General features: G+C 75.6%; 11 protein-coding genes. 4 read left to right on the top strand and 7 right to left on the bottom strand.

Annotated elements, in window-relative coordinates:
• Positions 1 to 62 precede the first annotated feature (62 nt).
• On the bottom strand, positions 63 to 1,142 hold the full coding sequence (locus MUK52_RS24660; RefSeq protein WP_502963593.1) for a DNA polymerase Y family protein: 1,080 nt from the start codon (positions 1,140 to 1,142) through the stop codon (positions 63 to 65).
• Complete coding sequence (locus tag MUK52_RS24655; RefSeq protein WP_502963592.1) at positions 1,139 to 4,663, bottom strand: DNA polymerase III subunit alpha; 3,525 nt, start codon at positions 4,661 to 4,663, stop codon at positions 1,139 to 1,141. Before MUK52_RS24655 ends, MUK52_RS24660 begins: the two co-directional genes overlap by 4 nt.
• Positions 4,664 to 4,845: 182 nt before the next feature.
• Between MUK52_RS24655 and MUK52_RS24650 the strand changes: the two genes are divergently transcribed.
• Positions 4,846 to 5,934 carry a YhgE/Pip domain-containing protein gene (locus MUK52_RS24650; protein ID WP_114056947.1) on the top strand — a complete coding sequence of 363 codons (1,089 nt, stop codon included), beginning with the start codon at positions 4,846 to 4,848 and terminating at the stop codon, positions 5,932 to 5,934.
• A gap of 63 nt (positions 5,935 to 5,997) precedes the next feature.
• Here the strand turns inward: MUK52_RS24650 and MUK52_RS24645 are convergent, their stop codons facing one another.
• Entirely contained in the window at positions 5,998 to 6,873 is an 876-nt protein-coding gene (locus tag MUK52_RS24645) for a S1 family peptidase (RefSeq protein WP_114056948.1), read from the bottom strand.
• A gap of 523 nt (positions 6,874 to 7,396) precedes the next feature.
• Positions 7,397 to 8,599 (bottom strand): DUF5685 family protein, encoded by a 1,203-nt coding sequence (locus MUK52_RS24640; RefSeq protein ID WP_284580086.1) that lies wholly within the window; start codon positions 8,597 to 8,599, stop codon positions 7,397 to 7,399.
• 284 nt (positions 8,600 to 8,883) lie between these two features.
• Here MUK52_RS24640 and MUK52_RS24635 point away from each other — a divergent pair, with 284 nt between their 5' ends.
• Positions 8,884 to 9,333 carry a cell division protein SepF gene (locus MUK52_RS24635; RefSeq protein ID WP_114056950.1) on the top strand — a complete coding sequence of 150 codons (450 nt, stop codon included), beginning with the start codon at positions 8,884 to 8,886 and terminating at the stop codon, positions 9,331 to 9,333.
• Between the two features lie 9 nt (positions 9,334 to 9,342).
• Here MUK52_RS24635 and MUK52_RS24630 read toward each other — a convergent pair whose 3' ends face one another.
• The gene (locus tag MUK52_RS24630) at positions 9,343 to 10,512 is read right to left on the bottom strand and encodes an acyl-CoA dehydrogenase family protein (RefSeq protein WP_114056951.1); all 1,170 of its coding nucleotides are present in this window, start codon (positions 10,510 to 10,512) and stop codon (positions 9,343 to 9,345) included.
• 103 nt (positions 10,513 to 10,615) lie between these two features.
• Entirely contained in the window at positions 10,616 to 12,328 is a 1,713-nt protein-coding gene (locus MUK52_RS24625) for an MFS transporter (protein ID WP_284580080.1), read from the bottom strand.
• Between the two features lie 294 nt (positions 12,329 to 12,622).
• Here MUK52_RS24625 and MUK52_RS24620 point away from each other — a divergent pair, with 294 nt between their 5' ends.
• Both MUK52_RS24620 and MUK52_RS24615 read left to right on the top strand, forming a co-directional pair.
• On the top strand, positions 12,623 to 13,768 hold the full coding sequence (locus MUK52_RS24620) for a putative hexosyltransferase (RefSeq protein WP_502963591.1): 1,146 nt from the start codon (positions 12,623 to 12,625) through the stop codon (positions 13,766 to 13,768).
• A gap of 230 nt (positions 13,769 to 13,998) precedes the next feature.
• The gene (locus MUK52_RS24615) at positions 13,999 to 15,084 is read left to right on the top strand and encodes a phosphatase PAP2 family protein (RefSeq protein ID WP_114056954.1); all 1,086 of its coding nucleotides are present in this window, start codon (positions 13,999 to 14,001) and stop codon (positions 15,082 to 15,084) included.
• A 380-nt stretch (positions 15,085 to 15,464) separates the two neighbouring features.
• Here MUK52_RS24615 and MUK52_RS24610 read toward each other — a convergent pair whose 3' ends face one another.
• Complete coding sequence (locus MUK52_RS24610; protein ID WP_350205962.1) at positions 15,465 to 16,205, bottom strand: LysM peptidoglycan-binding domain-containing protein; 741 nt, start codon at positions 16,203 to 16,205, stop codon at positions 15,465 to 15,467.
• Positions 16,206 to 16,267: the final 62 nt, after the last annotated feature.

Below are 16,267 nucleotides of genomic sequence, written 5' to 3'. Positions count from 1 at the left end.
TACAGGGAAGTTACGCGTCGGTAAAAAAATCAGGTGTCGACTGCGCCCCGACCGCTCCCCCGCTAGGCCGCGAGCGTGCCGCGAGCAATGGCGTGCGGACCGAAGCGCGCCCGCACCCGGTCGGCGACCGCCTCCAGACGCCGCGCCTTCTCGTCCTCGGGGTCGAAGCTCAGCTGGTGGGCCGCCCGGTCGGCCGGGGCGAGCTCCTCGACCCGCAGCGACAGCGCCCGTACGCGGGCCCGCTGGAGGCCGAGCGCCGCGTACAGGGCGTAGGCCGCGGCGGTCAAGTCGGCGGAGTGCGCGGTGGGTTCGGCCAGGGTCCTCGTACGGGTGAGGCCGGTGCGGTCGGCGCAGCGCACGGTGAGGGAGACGGCCCGGCAGACCTGTCCGCGGGCGCGGAGGAGCGCGCCGAGCTCCTCGGTCAGCGAGAGCAGCGCGCGGCGGTGCCGTACGGGGTCCAGCTCGTCGCGGGCGAAGGGCCGCTCGGCGGCCAGGGAGCGGGCCGCGGCGCCGGGCAGGACCGGGGTGCGGTCGATGCCGAGGGCGCGTTCGTGCACCTCGCGGCCGGCCCGGGCGCCGAGGAGGCGGCGCAGGAGGGCGGGCGGCGCGGCGGCGACGCGGCCGACCGAGTCGAGGCCGTACGCGCACAGGGTGCGGGCCGCCTTGGGGCCGACGCCGTGGAGGGCGGCGACGGGCCTGCGGTCCAGGAACTCCCGTACCGCGCCCGGGTCCGGGCCGACGCGGACGGTCCCCCCGCAGGGGGCCCCGGCGGCGGCCATCCGGGCCAGCATCGGGTTGCCTGCGATGCCGATCGCGCAGTCGACGCCGTACCGGGCGAGGGCGCGGACCCGTATCAGGGCGGCCAGTTCGGGGGCGCTGCGGCCGAAGTAGCGCAGGGCCCCGCGGACGTCGAGGAGCGCGGTGTCGGGCGGGGCCGGCTGCACGAGGGGGGTGAGCTCGCCGAGCAGTTCGAGCAGGCCGGTGTAGAGCGGGGCGCCGAGCGGCTCCCCGTCCAGCCGGCGCATGCGGACGCACAGCACGGTGGCGCCGGCGGCGGGCTCCGGGCCGGCTGCGGGCGCGGGCCCGGCGGCCGGCTGCCCGGCCACCCCGCGCTGCCCGGCCGCCCCGCGCTGCCCGGTCATCCCGCGCTCCCCGGGCTCGCGTGCCACAGCCGGCGCCCCGTCGCCGCGCCCTCCCCGGCCGGCCGGAGGTCCGCCCACGGGTTCATCTCGTAGCCCGTGGGCAGGTGGACCCGGCGGCCGCCGGAGGGGTCGGCGCCGGCCTCCCCGCCGGCGGGCGGGCCGGCGGGCTCGGCGAGCCGCTGCGCGACGGCGTCCAGCCCGCCGGCCTCGCGCAGTTCGACCAGTTCGGCCAGGTTCCAGGCGGCCGAGGCGACCACGCTCAGGCTCTGCGGGCCGCGGCGCTGCACGACGCCTCTGACCAGCAGCAGGAACGAGTGGAAGACGGTGTGCGCGCACGCCTCGTGGCTGTCGTCGAAGAAGGCCAGGTCGACCAGGCCGGTCCCGTCGTCGAGGGTGCTGAAGATGACCCGCCGGCCGGACCGGATCGGCGGGGTCTGGGTGGCCGCCTTGGCGCCCGCGACCAGGACCGTCCGGCCGTGCCCGACCTCGCGCAGCCGGTCGGCGGGGACGACGCCCAGCTCCGCCAGGAAGGCGCGGTGGTCCCCCATCAGGTGGCGGGAGGCGTCCATGCCGAGGACGCCCAGTTCGGCGCTGAGCCGCTCCGCGTCGGTCAGGTCGGGCAGGCCGACCGCGGCCGTGGACCGGCCGCCGTCCAGTGGGAGCTGGGCGCTGCGGGGGCCGCCGCCGCGGGCTCCGGCGGCCCGCTGCGCGCCGTGCAGTTCGGACAGGTGCAGCAGGAGGTCGCGCCGGTTGGCGCCGAAGGAGTCCAGGGCGCCGACCTGGGCCAGGCGCTGGGCGACGGGGTGGCCGGGGTGCGCCCGCTCCCAGAAGTCGCGCAGCGACCCGTACGGCTGCCCCGCCTCGATCCGGGCCGCCTCCGCTCCGCTGATGCCGTGGACGTCGCCGAGGGCGAGCCGGAGCCCCCACACCGGCGGGCCGCCCCCCTGATCGGACACCAGTTCGATGCGGTGGGCGGCCGCCGAGCGGTTCACGTCCAGGGGCAGCACCGGCACGCCCCGCCGCCGGGCGTCGGCGAGGAGCAGCCGCTTGGGGTACATGCCCGGGTCGTGGGTGAGCAGCCCGGCGTAGAAGGCGGCCGGGTGATGGGCCTTGAGCCACGCCGACTGGTACGTCGGCACCGCGAAGGCCACGGCGTGCGCCTTGCAGAAGCCGTAGCTGCCGAACGCCTCGACGATCTCCCAGGTGCGGGCGATCACCTCGGGCGGGTAGCCCCGCTCGGCGGCCTTCGCCGCGAACCACGCCTTGATCCGCGGCTGGGACTCCGTATCGGAGAGCCCGCGCCGCACGCGGTCCGCCTCGTCCCGCCCGCAGCCGGTCATGACGTGCACGATCTCGATGACCTGCTCGTGGAAGACCACCACCCCGTACGTCTCCGCCAGCGCGGGCTCCAGGTGCGGGTGCGGGAAGCGGACCGGGGCCCGCCCGTGCCGGGCCTCGATGAACGGCCGGACCATGTCGGCGGCGACCGGGCCGGGCCGGAAGAGGGAGATGTCCACGACGAGGTCGTGGAAGGTCGACGGCTGGAGCCGGCCCACCAGGTCGCGCTGGCCCGGGGATTCGATCTGGAAGCAGCCCAGGGTCTCGGCGGAGCGGATGAGCTCGTACGTCGCCGGGTCGCCCGGCGGGACCTGCGCCGGGTCGTCCAGGTCGAGCTCCTTCCCCGTGGCCCGCCGGATCTCGGCCACGGCGTGCGCCATCGCGGACTGCATCCGCACGCCGAGCACGTCGAGCTTGAGCAGGCCGAGCTCCTCCACGTCGTCCTTGTCGAACTGGGACATGGGGAAGCCCTCGCCGCTGGTGGGCACCACGGGGGTGCGGGCGAGCAGGGAGGCGTCGGAGAGCAGCACCCCGCACGGGTGCATGGCGATCCCGCGGGGCAGTGCGTCCAGCGCCTCGACGAGCTCCCACAGCCGTCCGTGCCGCTCCTCGCGGACGGCGCGCAGTTCGGGGAGTTCGGCCAGGGCCGCGCGGGCGTCGCGGGCGCGGATGTGCGGGAAGGCCTTGGCGAGGCGGTCGACCTCGGCCGGGTCCATGGACAGGGCGGCGCCCACGTCGCGGATGGCGTGCCGGACGCGGTAGGTCTCGGGCATGGCGACGGTCGCGACGCGCTCGGCGCCGAACCGGTCGATGATGCGCCGGTAGACCTCCAGGCGGCGGGCGGACTCCACGTCGATGTCGATGTCGGGCAGGACGCGGCGGCGCCGGGAGAGGAACCGCTCCATCAGCAGGTTCTGCTCGACGGGGTCGGCGTGGGCGATCCCGAGGAGGTGGTTGACGAGGGAGCCGGCGCCGGATCCGCGGGCGGCGGTGCGGATGCCCATCCCGCGTACGTCGTCGACGACCTGGGCCACCGTCAGGAAGTACGGGGCGAAGCCGTGGTAGGCGATGATGTCGAGTTCGTGGTGCATCCGCTCCCAGTACGCGGGCTTGCCGGCGTAGCCGCGCAGCACCATGCCGGCGGCGGCCCGCGAGGCGAGGACCCGCTGGGCGGTGCGGTCGCCGGCGCCGACGAGGCGGGCCTCGGGGAAGTGCACGGAGCCGATGCCGAGGTCGTCCTCGGGGTCCACCGCGCACGCCTCGGCGGTGTGCCGGGTCTCCGCGAGGAGCCGGCGGGCGTCGCCCGGCCCGAGGCCGGCGGCCCGGGTGATCCGCTCGGCGGCGTCGGCCATGGCGGCCGGGTCCTTCAGCCAGCGCTCGCCGCCGTCGAGGGGGCCCCGCGGGTCGACCGGTACCAGGCGGCGGGCCGCGTCGAGGATGTCGGCGACCGGCCCCTGCCCCGGGTCGGCGTAGCGGACGGCGTTGGTGAGGACGGCGCGCACGCCCTGTTCGGCGGCGAAGCCGACGGTACGGGCGGCCAGCCGCAGCGAGCCGGGCCCGGTGCCGGTGCGGCCGTGGTGCACGGCCTCCAGGCGCAGGGCGTCCCCGTACGCCTCCCGCCAGGGCGCGAGCAGCCGCGCGGCCCGGTCGGGCCGGCCGGCGGCCAGGGCTCGGCCGACCTCGGAGCCGGGTCCGAGCAGGGCGAACACGCCGGTGCCGGGCAGCTCCTCCCAGGGCAGTACGGGCGGGCCGGACGGGGCGGCGGCTCCGGGGGCGCCCGCGTGGGCGGCGGTGACCATCCGGCACAGCTCCGCCCAGCCGGCGGCGCCGTCGCGGGCGAGGAAGACGGCCCGGGGGGCGGACTCGTCGACGAAGGCCCCGCCCTTGGCGGGGGTCCGCCGACGGTGGGACGCCTCCGCGGCCCGCCCGGCGGAAGCAGAGGCGGAAGCGGTACCCGGGGCAGGGGCGGCGGCCACGGCGAGGTCCACCCCGAACAGCGGCCGGACCCCGGCCCTGGCGCAGGCCTTCGCGAACCGCACCGCGCCCGCGAGGGTGTCGCGGTCGGTCAGGGCGAGGGCGTCCATGCCCCGCTCCGCGGCACGCTCCGCGAGCCGTTCCGGATGGGAGCCTCCGTAGCGCATGGAGAACCCCGAAACGGTGTGCAGATGCGTGAACCCTGGCACCCGCGCCTCCTGCTCTCCTCGGTGTCACCTCCCCCGCTCTCCACCATAAGGCAATTCGAATACCCGTGCGAAACAGTTGTTCGATCATCCGGCGGTCCGCCCCCTCGCCCTTCCGTTTCCGCCGTCACCCGTTCAGCGCTCCCCTGCTGCGCTCCCCCTCCTGCCCGCCGAGCGTGTGAGACATGACCCAGAGCACCGAAGAGAGCCGTGGCGCCCCCGCGCCCGGCGGGTTCGCCGCCGAGATCAAGGACGCGGTGACCGCCCGGGCCGCCCTGCTGGTGCTGGGTGTGCTGGCGCTCCAGCTCGCCTTCGCCGTCTCGTACCTCGGGGCCTTCCACGACCCCCGGCCCAGCGGGATCCGCCTCGCCGTCGCCGCCCCCTCCGCGCCGGCCGCCGAGGAGACCGCGCGGCAGCTCGACGGCCTGGAGGGCGACCCGCTCGACGCGCACGCGGTGTCCGGCGAGGCGGCCGCGCTCCGCGAGGTCCGCACCCGCGAGGCCGACGGCGCGCTGATCGTCCGGCCGGGCGGCGGGCCCGACCGGCTGCTGGTCGCGAGCGGCGCCGGCGCCTCCCTCTCCCAGGCCCTGGAGCAGGTCGTCGGCCTCGCCGAGGAGTCCCGGGGCCGCACCCTCCAGGTCGTCGACGCCGTCCCCGCCGACGCGGGCGACGCCCGGGGCCTGAGCTCCTTCTACCTCGTCGTCGGCTGGTGCGTGGGCGGCTACCTGTGCGCGGCGGCCCTCGCGGTCAGCGCCGGCGCCCGCCCCGCGAACACCGCCCGCGCCGCGGTCCGGCTCGGCGCGCTGCTCGTGTACGCGGCCGTCGCCGGGCTGCTCGGCGCGGTGGTCGCGGGCCCGGTGCTGGGGGCGCTGCCCGGCGGGACGGCCGCCCTGTGGGGGCTGGGCACGATGGTCGTCTTCGCGGTCGGCGCGATCACCCTGGCCCTGCAGGGGCTGGCCGGGGTGGTCGGCATCGGCCTGGCGATCCTGCTGGTGGTGGTCGTCGGCAACCCGAGCGCGGGCGGCGCCTACGCGTACGCGCTGCTGCCGCCGTTCTGGCAGGCCGTCGGCCCGGCCCTGCCGCCGGGCGCGGGGACGTACGCGGCGCGCTCGCTCGCGTACTTCGACGGCCACGGCACGGCCGGGCCGCTGCTGGTGCTGGCCGCCTGGGCGGTGGGCGGCGCGGCCGTCACCCTGGCCTGCGCCGCCTTCCGCAGGGGCCGCCCCGGAGCCCCCGTCGGCAGCGGCCTCCCCGAGGAGCGGGTCGCCGCCTGAGCGGCGCACGCAGCGGCCCGCCCGGGGTCCGGGGCCCGGGCGGGCCGCTGCGCTCCTGCCGGGTCAGTAGACGCTGACCCCGTAGGCGTTCAGGGCCTCGACGACCGGCTGGAAGAAGGTCGTCCCGCCCGAGGAGCAGTTGCCGCTGCCGCCGGAGGTGAGGCCGACCGCACGGGTGCCGGAGTACAGGGGGCCGCCGCTGTCGCCGGGCTCGGCGCACACGTTGGTGCGGATCATGCCGTAGACGATGTCGCCGTTGCCGTAGTTCACGGTGGCGTTCAGGCCGGTCACGGTGCCGCTGTGGGTGCCGGTGGTGGAGCCGCGGCGGGTCACCGACATCCCGACGGTGGCGTTGACGGCGCTGGTGATGTCCTGGCTGCCGACGGTCCCGGGGCGGGACAGCGAGGTGTTGTCGTAGCGGACGAGGCCGTAGTCATTGGTGGGGAAGCTCGATCCCACGGTCGGGCCGATCGCCGTGGTGCGCGCCGAGTTCGTGTACCAGGTGCCCGCGCCGTCGGTGCAGTGGCCGGCGGTCAGGATGTAGTAGGTGCTGCCGCGGCGGACGTTGAAGCCGGCCGAGCAGCGCCAGCTCGACGCGTAGATCGCGTCGCCGCCGGAGACCAGCTTGCGCAGCTGGCCGGGGATGCGCTCGACGCGCAGGGCGGCCGCGTCGGCTCCGGCCTCCTTGCGGATCCTGGCGAGGTCCGCCTCGGTGACCGTGGAGTCGGCGGCGACCACCAGGGTGCCGTTGGCGGGGTTGGTGTACCAGGCAGTGCCGGCGACGTCGGCCCGCTGGACGGAGGCGCCTGCCGCCGCGAGCCGCGCGGCGCTGAAGCCGCTGTCCGCGCTGGCGGCGGTGGGCGCGGCGAGCCCGGCGACGGCAGCCAGGCCTGCGGCCACCGCGAGCAGCCGGGTACGGGTGATGCTCTTGATCCTCACTTCTCGTCCTCCCGGGAGGGATCGGGGGCCCGGCGGTGTGGGGGAGCCGGAGCCCGTGAGGCGCAGCCGGGGGTACGGCGGGCGCACAGTTTTCGTCGTGCCCCTGACAAATCCCCGAGTGGCGCTGACGCGAGTGTCTCGGCGCCGGAAAGCGGGGACAAGGGCGTGTTTCGGCCTCCGCCCGCCCGCGGCCGCCCCGGTCGGCGGGGGGCCGCCCGGCGGTGGGAGCGGGCGGAAGACGTGGTCGGCGGAGCCGGGAAGCGGCAGCGGCGTCCGGTCGCGGCCCCCCTCGGCGCAGCGGCCGCCCCCGGACCGCGGAACGGCCGGAATTCGACCCGCCGGGACAGCCGGCGGGTAGGCGGGGGTACCGGGCGGGCGCCGGTGGGGGTTCGCGTCATGTACGGCAGTCCGCCTCGGGGTCGGGTGCGTGATCGCTGGTGTCGCCAACCCTTCCACGCCCGGCCCGGACAGCAACCCGGCAGTACGCCGTCCGGGCCTGCGGCCTCTTGACGGCTGCTCAGTATCAGCTGCACCCGCAGTCGCAGTTGCAGCAGTCACAGCAATCACAGCTGTCGCACCAGGGGTCCCGCTTCTTGCGGGACCAGGGGCCCTCGTGCTCGGTACAGCACAGCTGGCAGGTGCAGAACATCCATGTGGCGACCGCGCAGCCGGCGAGCAGCCCGCGCCGCGGCTTCTGCGGCGGCTGCCCGCCGCCGGGTCCCGGCGGCATCCCGGGCCCCCCGCCGTACGGCCCGCCGCCCTGCGGCCCGCCGCCGTACGGGTTCCCCTGGCCCGGCCCGAAGCCCTGCGGCGGCGGCGCGCCGAAGCCGCCGCCCCGGCCGGCGGAGTTCACGGCCGTGTGCCCGCAGGAGGAGGTGCCGAAGGCGCGGTCCACGGAGCTCCGCAGCTCGTGCACCAGCAGCCGGTGGGCCAGCCCGGCGTCCGCGAACTCCACCTCGTCCAGCGCGAGCCGGATGCCGTGCAGGGCGTCGTCGCACAGCCGGCGCACCTCGGCGAGCGGGGTCCCGGTCGCCGTCAGCGGGTTCCAGGCGCCGTTCACGGCGTCCTCGGCCTGGTCCTCGACCGCGTCCAGCAGGTGCGCAAGCCGGCCGAAGTACCGGCCGGCCTCGGCGAGCGGGGCGGCGTTGCCGGGCCGCCCGGCCAGCCGTGCGGTATGCGCGAACGCCGCGGCCGTCGCCGTCTCCGTCGGCTCGGTCACCGCCAGCACCGGCGTGCCCGGACCGGCCAGGGTCTCGATGCCGGTCTGCCGGTCCACGGCGTCGACGAGGACGGCGGTGTCGAAGCCCAGCGAGGCTCCGGTGCGGGCGCCCGCCCGGTCCCAGCGCCGGGCCACCCGGCGGGCGGCCGCGGCCATCGGCGCGCGGGCCAACAGCCCGTCGCCGTCCGCGACGTGGTCCCGCACCTTCGCCGAGGCGAGCACGAGCGAGACGGCCGCGGCGAGCCGCGCGCCCTCGCCGTCGGCCACGGCAGCCGTCCGCATCCCGCGCAGCGGGCACGGACCCGCGGTGCGCCGGGCGCCGGCGACGGGGCCCGACTGAGCCTCCGTCAGAACCGATATGAGAAGCCCGTCGTAATTGGTCACGATACGGGCGAACTGCCCGTGGTCACCCCTGAGCGCCAGGCAGAGCCCGCACAGGTGGGCTGTCCACTCCGCCTTGAACCGCTCCCCGAGGCGGTGCGCACAAGGTCTGACGATGCCGAACAATACGGGCCCCCCGAGTGTCATCCGCGGAAAGATGGGCATCGTATCCAGCCAGATCAGTCACCCGTACGCCCCCGCCGACCACCCGCGCGGCCGCACCGGTCGTATTTTCACTCGGTCAGCAGTGGCGCCGCCCAGGATCCTCGACAGTGCAACGGATGTTCTGCACCAGTACCGTCACGAAACAACTTCGCGGCGGCCATCCGCTTGGCGCGTTGTCAGCATCATGGAGGACCATAGGGGTTGCGGAGAAAAGGACAGACTGACCGCGGTGAAAGGAGGCGTCCATGGGTTCGGTACGCAAGGCGAGCGCCTGGCTGGGTCTCGTGGAGGACAGTGACGACGAGCGTTACTACGACGACGACTACGCGGAGGCCGGGCACGGTTCCGTCGCCGGCCCCGGCGACCAGTGGGCCACCGACCCGCGGGTCCGGGTCGCCTCCGAGTCCGCCGTCGAGCGCGGCCGCCGCATCGCCACCGTCACGCCGGACGGCTTCCGCGACGCCCGCGCCATCGGCGAGCTGTTCCGCGAGGGCGTGCCCGTCATCGTCAACCTGTCGCTGATGGACCCCGCCGACGCCAAGCGCGTCGTCGACTTCGCCGCCGGCCTCACCTTCGGACTGCGCGGCTCCATCGAGCGGGTGGCGACCAGGGTCTTCCTGCTGACCCCGGCCGACACGCAGATCGTCAGCGGCGAGCCGGGCGGCCGCTCCCGCGACTTCTTCAACCAGAGCTGAGGCCGGGCCTCACCGGAAGGCGTCGAGACCGGTGAGCGCCTTGCCCAGCACCAGCTGGTGCATCTCGACGGTGCCCTCGTAGGTGAGCACCGACTCCAGGTTGGTGGCGTGCCGCATGACGGGGTACTCCAGGGAGATCCCGTTCGCGCCGAGGACCGTGCGCGCGGTGCGGCAGATCTCGATCGCCTCGCGGACGTTGTTGAGCTTGCCGAAACTGACCTGCTCCGGCCGCAGGGTGCCCGCGTCCATCCGCCGGCCCAGGTGGTGGGCGAGCAGGATGCCCTTGTGGAGCTCCAGCGCCATGTCCGCCAGCTTCGCCTGGGTGAGCTGGAACCCGCCGATGGGCCGGCCGAACTGCTCGCGCGTCCTCGCGTAGTCCAGCGCCGCCTCGAAACTGGCGCGCGCCGCACCCATCGAGCCCCAGACGATCCCGTACCGCGCGTGGCTGAGGCAGCTCAGCGGCCCCTTCAGGCCCGCGACCCCCGGCAGCACCGCATCGGCCGGCAGCCGGACGTCGTCCATGACCAGTTCGCTCGTGACCGAGGCGCGCAGCGACCACTTGTGCTTGATCTCGGGGGCGGAGAAGCCCGCGGAGTCGGTGGGCACCGCGAAGCCGCGGATCCCCTCGTCCGTCTGCGCCCAGACCACCGCGACCGAGGACACCGAGCCGTTGGTGATCCACATCTTGCGGCCGTTCAGGATCCAGTCCGTGCCGTCCCGCTTGGCGTGGGTGCGCATGGCCGCCGGGTCGGAGCCGACGTCGGGCTCGGTCAGGCCGAAGCAGCCGATCAGCTCGCCCGCCGCCATGCCGGGGAGCCAGCGCTGCTTCTGCTCCTCGGAGCCGTAGCGGTGGATCGCGTACATGGCAAGGGAGCCCTGGACGGAGACCAGGGAGCGGATCCCGGAGTCGGCCGCCTCCAGTTCGAGGCAGGCGAGCCCGTACTGCACGGCGGTCGCGCCCGCGCAGCCGTACCCCTCCAGGGACATGCCGAGGGCGCCGAGCGCGCCGAGCTCGCGGGCGAGCTCCCGGATGCCGGGGAGTTCGCCGCGCTCGTACCAGTCGGCGACGTACGGCAGGACCCGGTCGGCGGCCCATGCGCGGACCGTGTCGCGGACGGCGGCGTCCTCGGGGCTGAGGAGCTCGTCGAGGCCGAGCGGATCGGTGGGGACGAAGGACACGGGGCCTCCCGGCGGACCTGGGGGTGAACCTAGCGGTGCTAGTTTGTCGCCGCGGCGGGCGCCGGTCCACCCCCCGCCTGCCGGGTCGGACGGCGCCGGGTGGTCAGACGGCCTTGGCCGTGGGGCGGTCCTCGGCGTCTGCCGTGCCTGCCGTGCCTGCTGCGCCGGCCGCGCCCACCGGGCCCGCCTGGGCCGGCAGCGGCACGGGGGCGGCGGCACCCGCGGTGTCGGTCTCGTCCCCTCCGGCGCAGTCCATGGCGCGCGGCAGCTTCAGCGCCATCAGCGCCCCGGCGAGCAGCAGGCCGGCGCTGACGACGAGCGTGATGTGCAGCCCGTGGACGAACGAGTGCCGGGCGGCCGCGTACAGCGCCTCGCCCGCGGCCCCGCCGAGGTCCCCCGCGATCTGGTAGGCCTCCCCCAGCGAGTTGGCGGCGCCCCGCGCCTCCTGCGGCGGCACCCCGGGCACGTCGAGCAGCCCCGGCGCGTACGCCGCGTTCATCACGCTGCCGAGGAGGGCGATGCCCATGCCCGCGCCGAACTGGTAGGAGGTCTCGCCTATGGAGGCCGCCCCGCCCGCGGTCTCGGCGGGCGCCTCGCTCAGCATCGACTCGTACGCGGCGAACAGCGTCGTCTGGAGCCCGAAGCCGAGCAGCACGAAGCCGGCGGTGAGGAGCACGGGCCGGTCGTGCTGGCCCATGAGGGTCAGCAGCAGCACGGCGAAGGCCGTCAGCAGGAAGCCGAGCGAGACCATCGTGCGGGGGCCGATCCGGGCCAGGGTGTAGGAGCCGGTGGCGCCCGCGGCCATCGCCGCGAAGGTCAGCGGGAGCAGCCGGAGCCCGGTTTCGAGCGGGCTGAGCCCCAGGACGAGCTGGAGGTACTGGACGGCGAGCAGTTCCAGTCCGACCAGGGCGAGCATGGCGAGGACGATGCACCCGACGGAGGTGGAGAAGGCGGCGCGGGCGAACATCCGCATGTCGATCAGCGGGTGTGCGAGGCGCCTCTGGCGGCGGGTGAAGAGGACGAGCAGGAGGATGCCGAGGAGGAGCGGTACGAGGCATTCGGCGTCGAGGAGCCGGCGCTCGGCTCCGAGCCGCTTGACGCCGAGGACGACGCCGAGGACGCCGCCCGCGGCCATGAGCGCGCCGAGCACGTCCCACGGCCCGTCGGCGGCGCCCTTCGACTCGGGGAGCAGCCACCGTCCGAGCGGCAGGATCAGGGCCATCAGCGGGATGTTGATGAGGAAGACCGAGCCCCACCAGAAGTGCTCGATGAGGAAGCCGCCGAGGACGGGGCCGCCGGCCGCGCCGATGGCGGCGACGGCGGTCCAGATCCCGATGGCGAGGGCGCGCTCGCGGCGGTCGGGGAAGACCTGGCGCAGGATCGACAGCGTCGCCGGCATGATCATGGCGCCGCCTATGCCGAGGAGGGCGCGGGCGGCGATCAGGACCTGGGCGTGGTCGGCGAAGGCGGCGACGGCCGAGGCGGCGCCGAACAGGCCGTAGCCGAGCAGGAGTATCCGGCGGCGGCCGATCCGGTCGCCGAGGGTGCCGAAGAGGATCAGCAGGGCGGCGCAGACGAGCGGGTAGGCGTCGACGATCCACAGCAGCTCGATGGGGCCGGGGCGCAGGTCCTCGGTCACGGCGGGGACGGCGACGTGCAGGATCGTCGCGTCGAGCGCGACGAGGACCAGGCTGACGCAGAGGACCGCGAGGACGAGCCACCGGTTCGTTCCGCCGGAGGCGGCCCGGAGCCGGTTGCGGAGGGGTCCTCTGTCGGTGTCGGCGATCCTGCGGCCGGCCGCGTTGGTCCCCGACATGCATGTACCTCCCAGATGAATCGCTCGCACCCGGTGGACCGGTGTTCTCGGCGGGCCGCGGCGGCGGTGTGCGGTGCGGCGCCCTGCGGGTCCGGCGGCGACGTGCGAGTGAAGGGTCAGCGTACGCGAGTTCGCCCATGCCACACGTGGTCAAGCTCTCATCGCGGCGGCGGCCTCCCTGTGGCGTGCGCCACTCACCCCACCCCCTTCCGGCGGCTGCCCTTCCCCGGCGTACACGCGTCGTGACGGTCCGTGGTTCTGCGCCGGTCGGCGGTCACGGCCCTGCGGATAATCATGCCTGTGGAAGATCTTGGATGGCGCCGGGCCGCGCCTGCCCTGGCGGTCTACGCGGCGGTCCGGCTGCTCGGTGCGGCCGTTCTGTACGGGTGGGGCGCCGCCGTCGGCAGCAGTGCGCACACGCTGCTGTCGGCGCGGTGGGACTCGCTGTGGTACGCCCGCATCGCGGCGGAGGGCTACGGGTACGAGGTGGTCCTGCCGAACGGGGACGTGCACGCGAACCTGGCGTTCTTCCCGCTGCTTCCGTGGCTGGAGCGGCTGGTGTCGGGGGCGACGGGGCTGGGGTACGGCTCGGCGGGCCTGGCCGTGTCGGCGGTGGCGGGTCTCGCGGCGGCGTGGGGGATCTTCGCGGTGGCCGGGGCGGTGTGCCGGGAGCGGTGGCCGGAGGCGGACGCCCGGCGGGTCGGGGTGTGGGCGGTCGCGGTGTGGGCGGCGCTGCCGGTGGGCGTCGTGCAGTCGATGGCGTACAGCGAGGCGCTGTTCACGGCGCTGGCGGCATGGGCGCTGTACGCGGTCCTGCGCGGGTGGTGGCCGGCGGCGGGCCTGCTCGCGGCGGGGGCGGGGCTGACCCGCCCGGTCGGCGCCGCCGTCGTGGCGGCGGTGTGGGTGGCGGCGGCCCTGGCGTGGCGGCGCGGCGGGCGGTCGTGGCGGATCGCGGCGGGGGCGGCCCTGGCTCCGGCGGGGGCGGCGGCGTACGTGCTGTGGGTGGGTGCGTTCACCGGTGAGGGGCTGCTCGGGTACCTGCGGGTGCAGGAGGGCTGGGGCAACGGCTTCGACGGGGGGCTGGCCTTCGCCCGGTTCGCCGCGGCCATGCTGGCCGAGGGGCCCGGTCCGGCCGCGGCGGGGCTGGCTTTGGGCGGGGGCGTTCTGCTGGTGCTGTGGCTGTACGCGCTGTGCGTACGGCAGCGGCAGCCCGCCCCGCTGCTCGTCTACACGGGGATCGTGGTCGCGCTGGCGCTGGGCGCGTCGGGGTACTTCGGCTCGAAGCCGCGGCTGCTGCTGCCGGCGTTCCCACTGCTGTTCCCGGCGGCCCTCGCGCTGGCCCGGTGGCGGCCGGGGCGGGCGGCGGCGCTGCTGGGGGCGGCGGCGCTGGTGTCGGCGGCGTACGGGGCGTTCTGGCTGAACGGCTCGGGACCGCCGTAGCGGCGCGGGCGGCGGATGCTCTTACGCCTCGGGCGGAAAGGAATTGGACCGCCGAGATAAAGACCATGTAAGCGGTGCGAATGAATGGCCGCACCAAAGAGCCGGATGCGCCAACTAATGCCTTAATCCCAGGAATTACGCACCGCGTGAGACCAACTCCACATCACATGGTCATCACAAACCCGGTGATTCGACCGGGCTGCACAGCGGCGCGCGGTAACGTCGATTGAGTGCGTACCGACCAAATCCTGACCCGGCTGGAGCGGGTGTTCGCCCGACTGGACCGGGAACCCGAGCGGCCGGCTCATCTGCAAACACCGCGGATGAGCCGGCATCGCGTCGTGCTCCTCGGATCGACCTTCGCGTTCTACCTCGCGATCGTGGTGGCCGTCCTGACCACGTCCTGGCTCGTCCGCCTCGACTGGCAGGTGATGTTCTTCCGGCCCTACGAGCAGTGGCCGCAGCTGCACGCCTTCCTCGACTACCTCGTCGTGCTGGGCCAGCGCGGACCCACCGCGGTCATGGTCGCCGCGTGGCTGGGCTGGCGCTCCTGGCGGCAGCACACGCTCCGCCCGCTGATCACCCTCGGCGTGGCGCTGCTCCTGCTGAACGTGACGGTGGGCTCCGTCAAACTCGGCCTCGGCCGGCTCGGCCCGCACTACGCCACCACGATCGGCTCGGCCGAACTCTTCGCCGGCGGCGACATATTCCCTTCCGGGCACACCGCCAACGCCGTCGTGACGTGGGGCATCCTCGCCTACCTGGCCTCGACCGTGACCACCCGGCGCGTACTGTCCATCGTCTCCGCGGTGGTCTCGCTGAGCGTCGGCGCCACCACGGTCTACCTCGGCACCCACTGGGTCAGCGACGTGCTGCTCGGCTGGTCCGCGGGCCTGCTGATCATGCTGGCGCTGCCCTGGTTCGAGCCGCTGATCGCCGGCGTCGAGGCCTGGGTGTTCGCCAAGCGCGAGGCGATGCGCCGCCGCGTGGAGGCCGGGACGCTGCCCGCGCCGGTCGCCGCGATGCTCGTGCCGCTGCTGTCCGCCGGGGGCAAGTGGCGGCCTCCGGCCCCGGCGGGCGCCCCGGCTCCGGCCGCTGCCGCCACTCCGGCCCCGGTGCCCGCCCAGACGGCCGCGGCGGCCGCAGCCACCGGGCACACGGCGCTCGCCCGGCCGACCGCGCACCTGTCCGGCCGGCCGCACCTGGTCCGGCCCGAGCGCCTGCCGGGGGCCCCGGCCGGCTCCCGCCGCCCGGCCCACGGCGACCGGGCGGGCGCCGCCCGCGCTGCCGCCCGCCCGGCCGCGGGCGGCAGCTGACGGAACCGGCCCGGACCACCGGGCACGAGGGCCCGCGCGGGGCGGTACGCACCACCCCAGCCCGCGCGGGAGCGAGGCGGGCCGGAGCCGCATCCGGCCCGCCTCGGCCGTTCCCGGAGCCCGGGCGTCAGCGCCGCGCCCGGCCGTTCGTCCGTACCGGGTCACGCTTGTGTCACGGAATGTCGACAGTTTTACGGGTCGTCAGACTTCCCCCGATCGCCGCAGGAAGACCGCCCCGAACCGGCCCCCGCCATTGTTTATCCGGCGCGCCGCCGCATCCGCGGGAGGCCCGCTTTCGTATTCCGTTCGAGTGTCCGCGAATTCGGCGGCGGTATTGTGCGCGGCGGCCTGCGGCGCACCGCCGGGGCGTTCCGGTTCGCTTACGCCTTCTCCGCCGGAGCGGTTGCCGCGGACCCGGCCGGCACCGGCTGCGGACTCTGCCCGTCCGCCGCTTCGGAACTCGTTCCGGGGCCGCCCGGAACGGCCGACGGAGGCCGTTCCACAGGCGCCGACGGCGCCGGACGCGGCGGCGGGAGGACCAGCAGGAGGCCGAGGGCGAGCGCCTCCGGACGCGGCCCGACCACTGCCCGGTTGGCCTCGTACAGCGCCTGTGCGCCGCCCTCGACACGCCGCTTGCGGGCGATCCCCGCCAGCGTGTCCCCGGCTCGCACCACGTGCATCCGCCCGGCCAGCCCGTACCGCCGCGCGCATACCGGCCAGGCCTCCCAGCCCTGCTCGGCGAGCACTTCCTCCGCCACCGCGATCTGCTGCTCCCGCGTCGCCAGGTCCGCGCGCGGCGCATGGGCGAGGCCCCCGTACTCCTCCCACGTCGACTGCCGGAACTGCAGCCCCCCGTAGAAGCCGTTGCCCGTGTCGATCGCCCACCGCCCGCTGCTCTCGCAGTCGGCCACGCAGTCCCAGGGCCACTCCCCGCCCGGCCCGCAGTCCCCCGGCCCGCTGCCGACGGTCCCCGGCGAGCCGGGGTGCGCGGCGGCGGCGGGGCCGGGCGCCGGCGGAGGAGGGGCCGCGCCGGCTCCCGGGGGGAGTACGAGGACGAGAGCCAGCGCGGCGGCGGCTGCGGCCGCCGCTGCGGCGGCCCGCCGGATCCGGGGGTCGGGCACCGGGCCACGCTACGCAGCCCGTCGGAGCCCGCCTCCCGCGCCACGCGGCCTGTCCGATACCC

The organism is Streptomyces sp. 2P-4, assembly GCF_030167965.1.
GTDB classification, from domain to species: Bacteria; Actinomycetota; Actinomycetes; order Streptomycetales; family Streptomycetaceae; genus Streptomyces; species Streptomyces globosus_A.
Note: the sequence above shows the minus strand (reverse complement) of the source record. Positions and strands in the feature narration are given on the sequence as shown.

Bases quoted from the DNA above. Each gene is read 5' to 3' on its own strand.
- MUK52_RS24660 (WP_502963593.1), bottom strand. From the start codon at position 1,142: ATGACCGGGCAGCGCGGGGCGGCCGGGCAGCGCGGGGTGGCCGGGCAG.
- MUK52_RS24650 (WP_114056947.1), top strand. From the start codon at position 4,846: ATGACCCAGAGCACCGAAGAGAGCCGTGGCGCCCCCGCGCCCGGCGGG.
- MUK52_RS24635 (WP_114056950.1), top strand. From the start codon at position 8,884: ATGGGTTCGGTACGCAAGGCGAGCGCCTGGCTGGGTCTCGTGGAGGAC.
- MUK52_RS24625 (WP_284580080.1), bottom strand. From the start codon at position 12,328: ATGTCGGGGACCAACGCGGCCGGCCGCAGGATCGCCGACACCGACAGA.
- MUK52_RS24620 (WP_502963591.1), top strand. From the start codon at position 12,623: ATGCCTGTGGAAGATCTTGGATGGCGCCGGGCCGCGCCTGCCCTGGCG.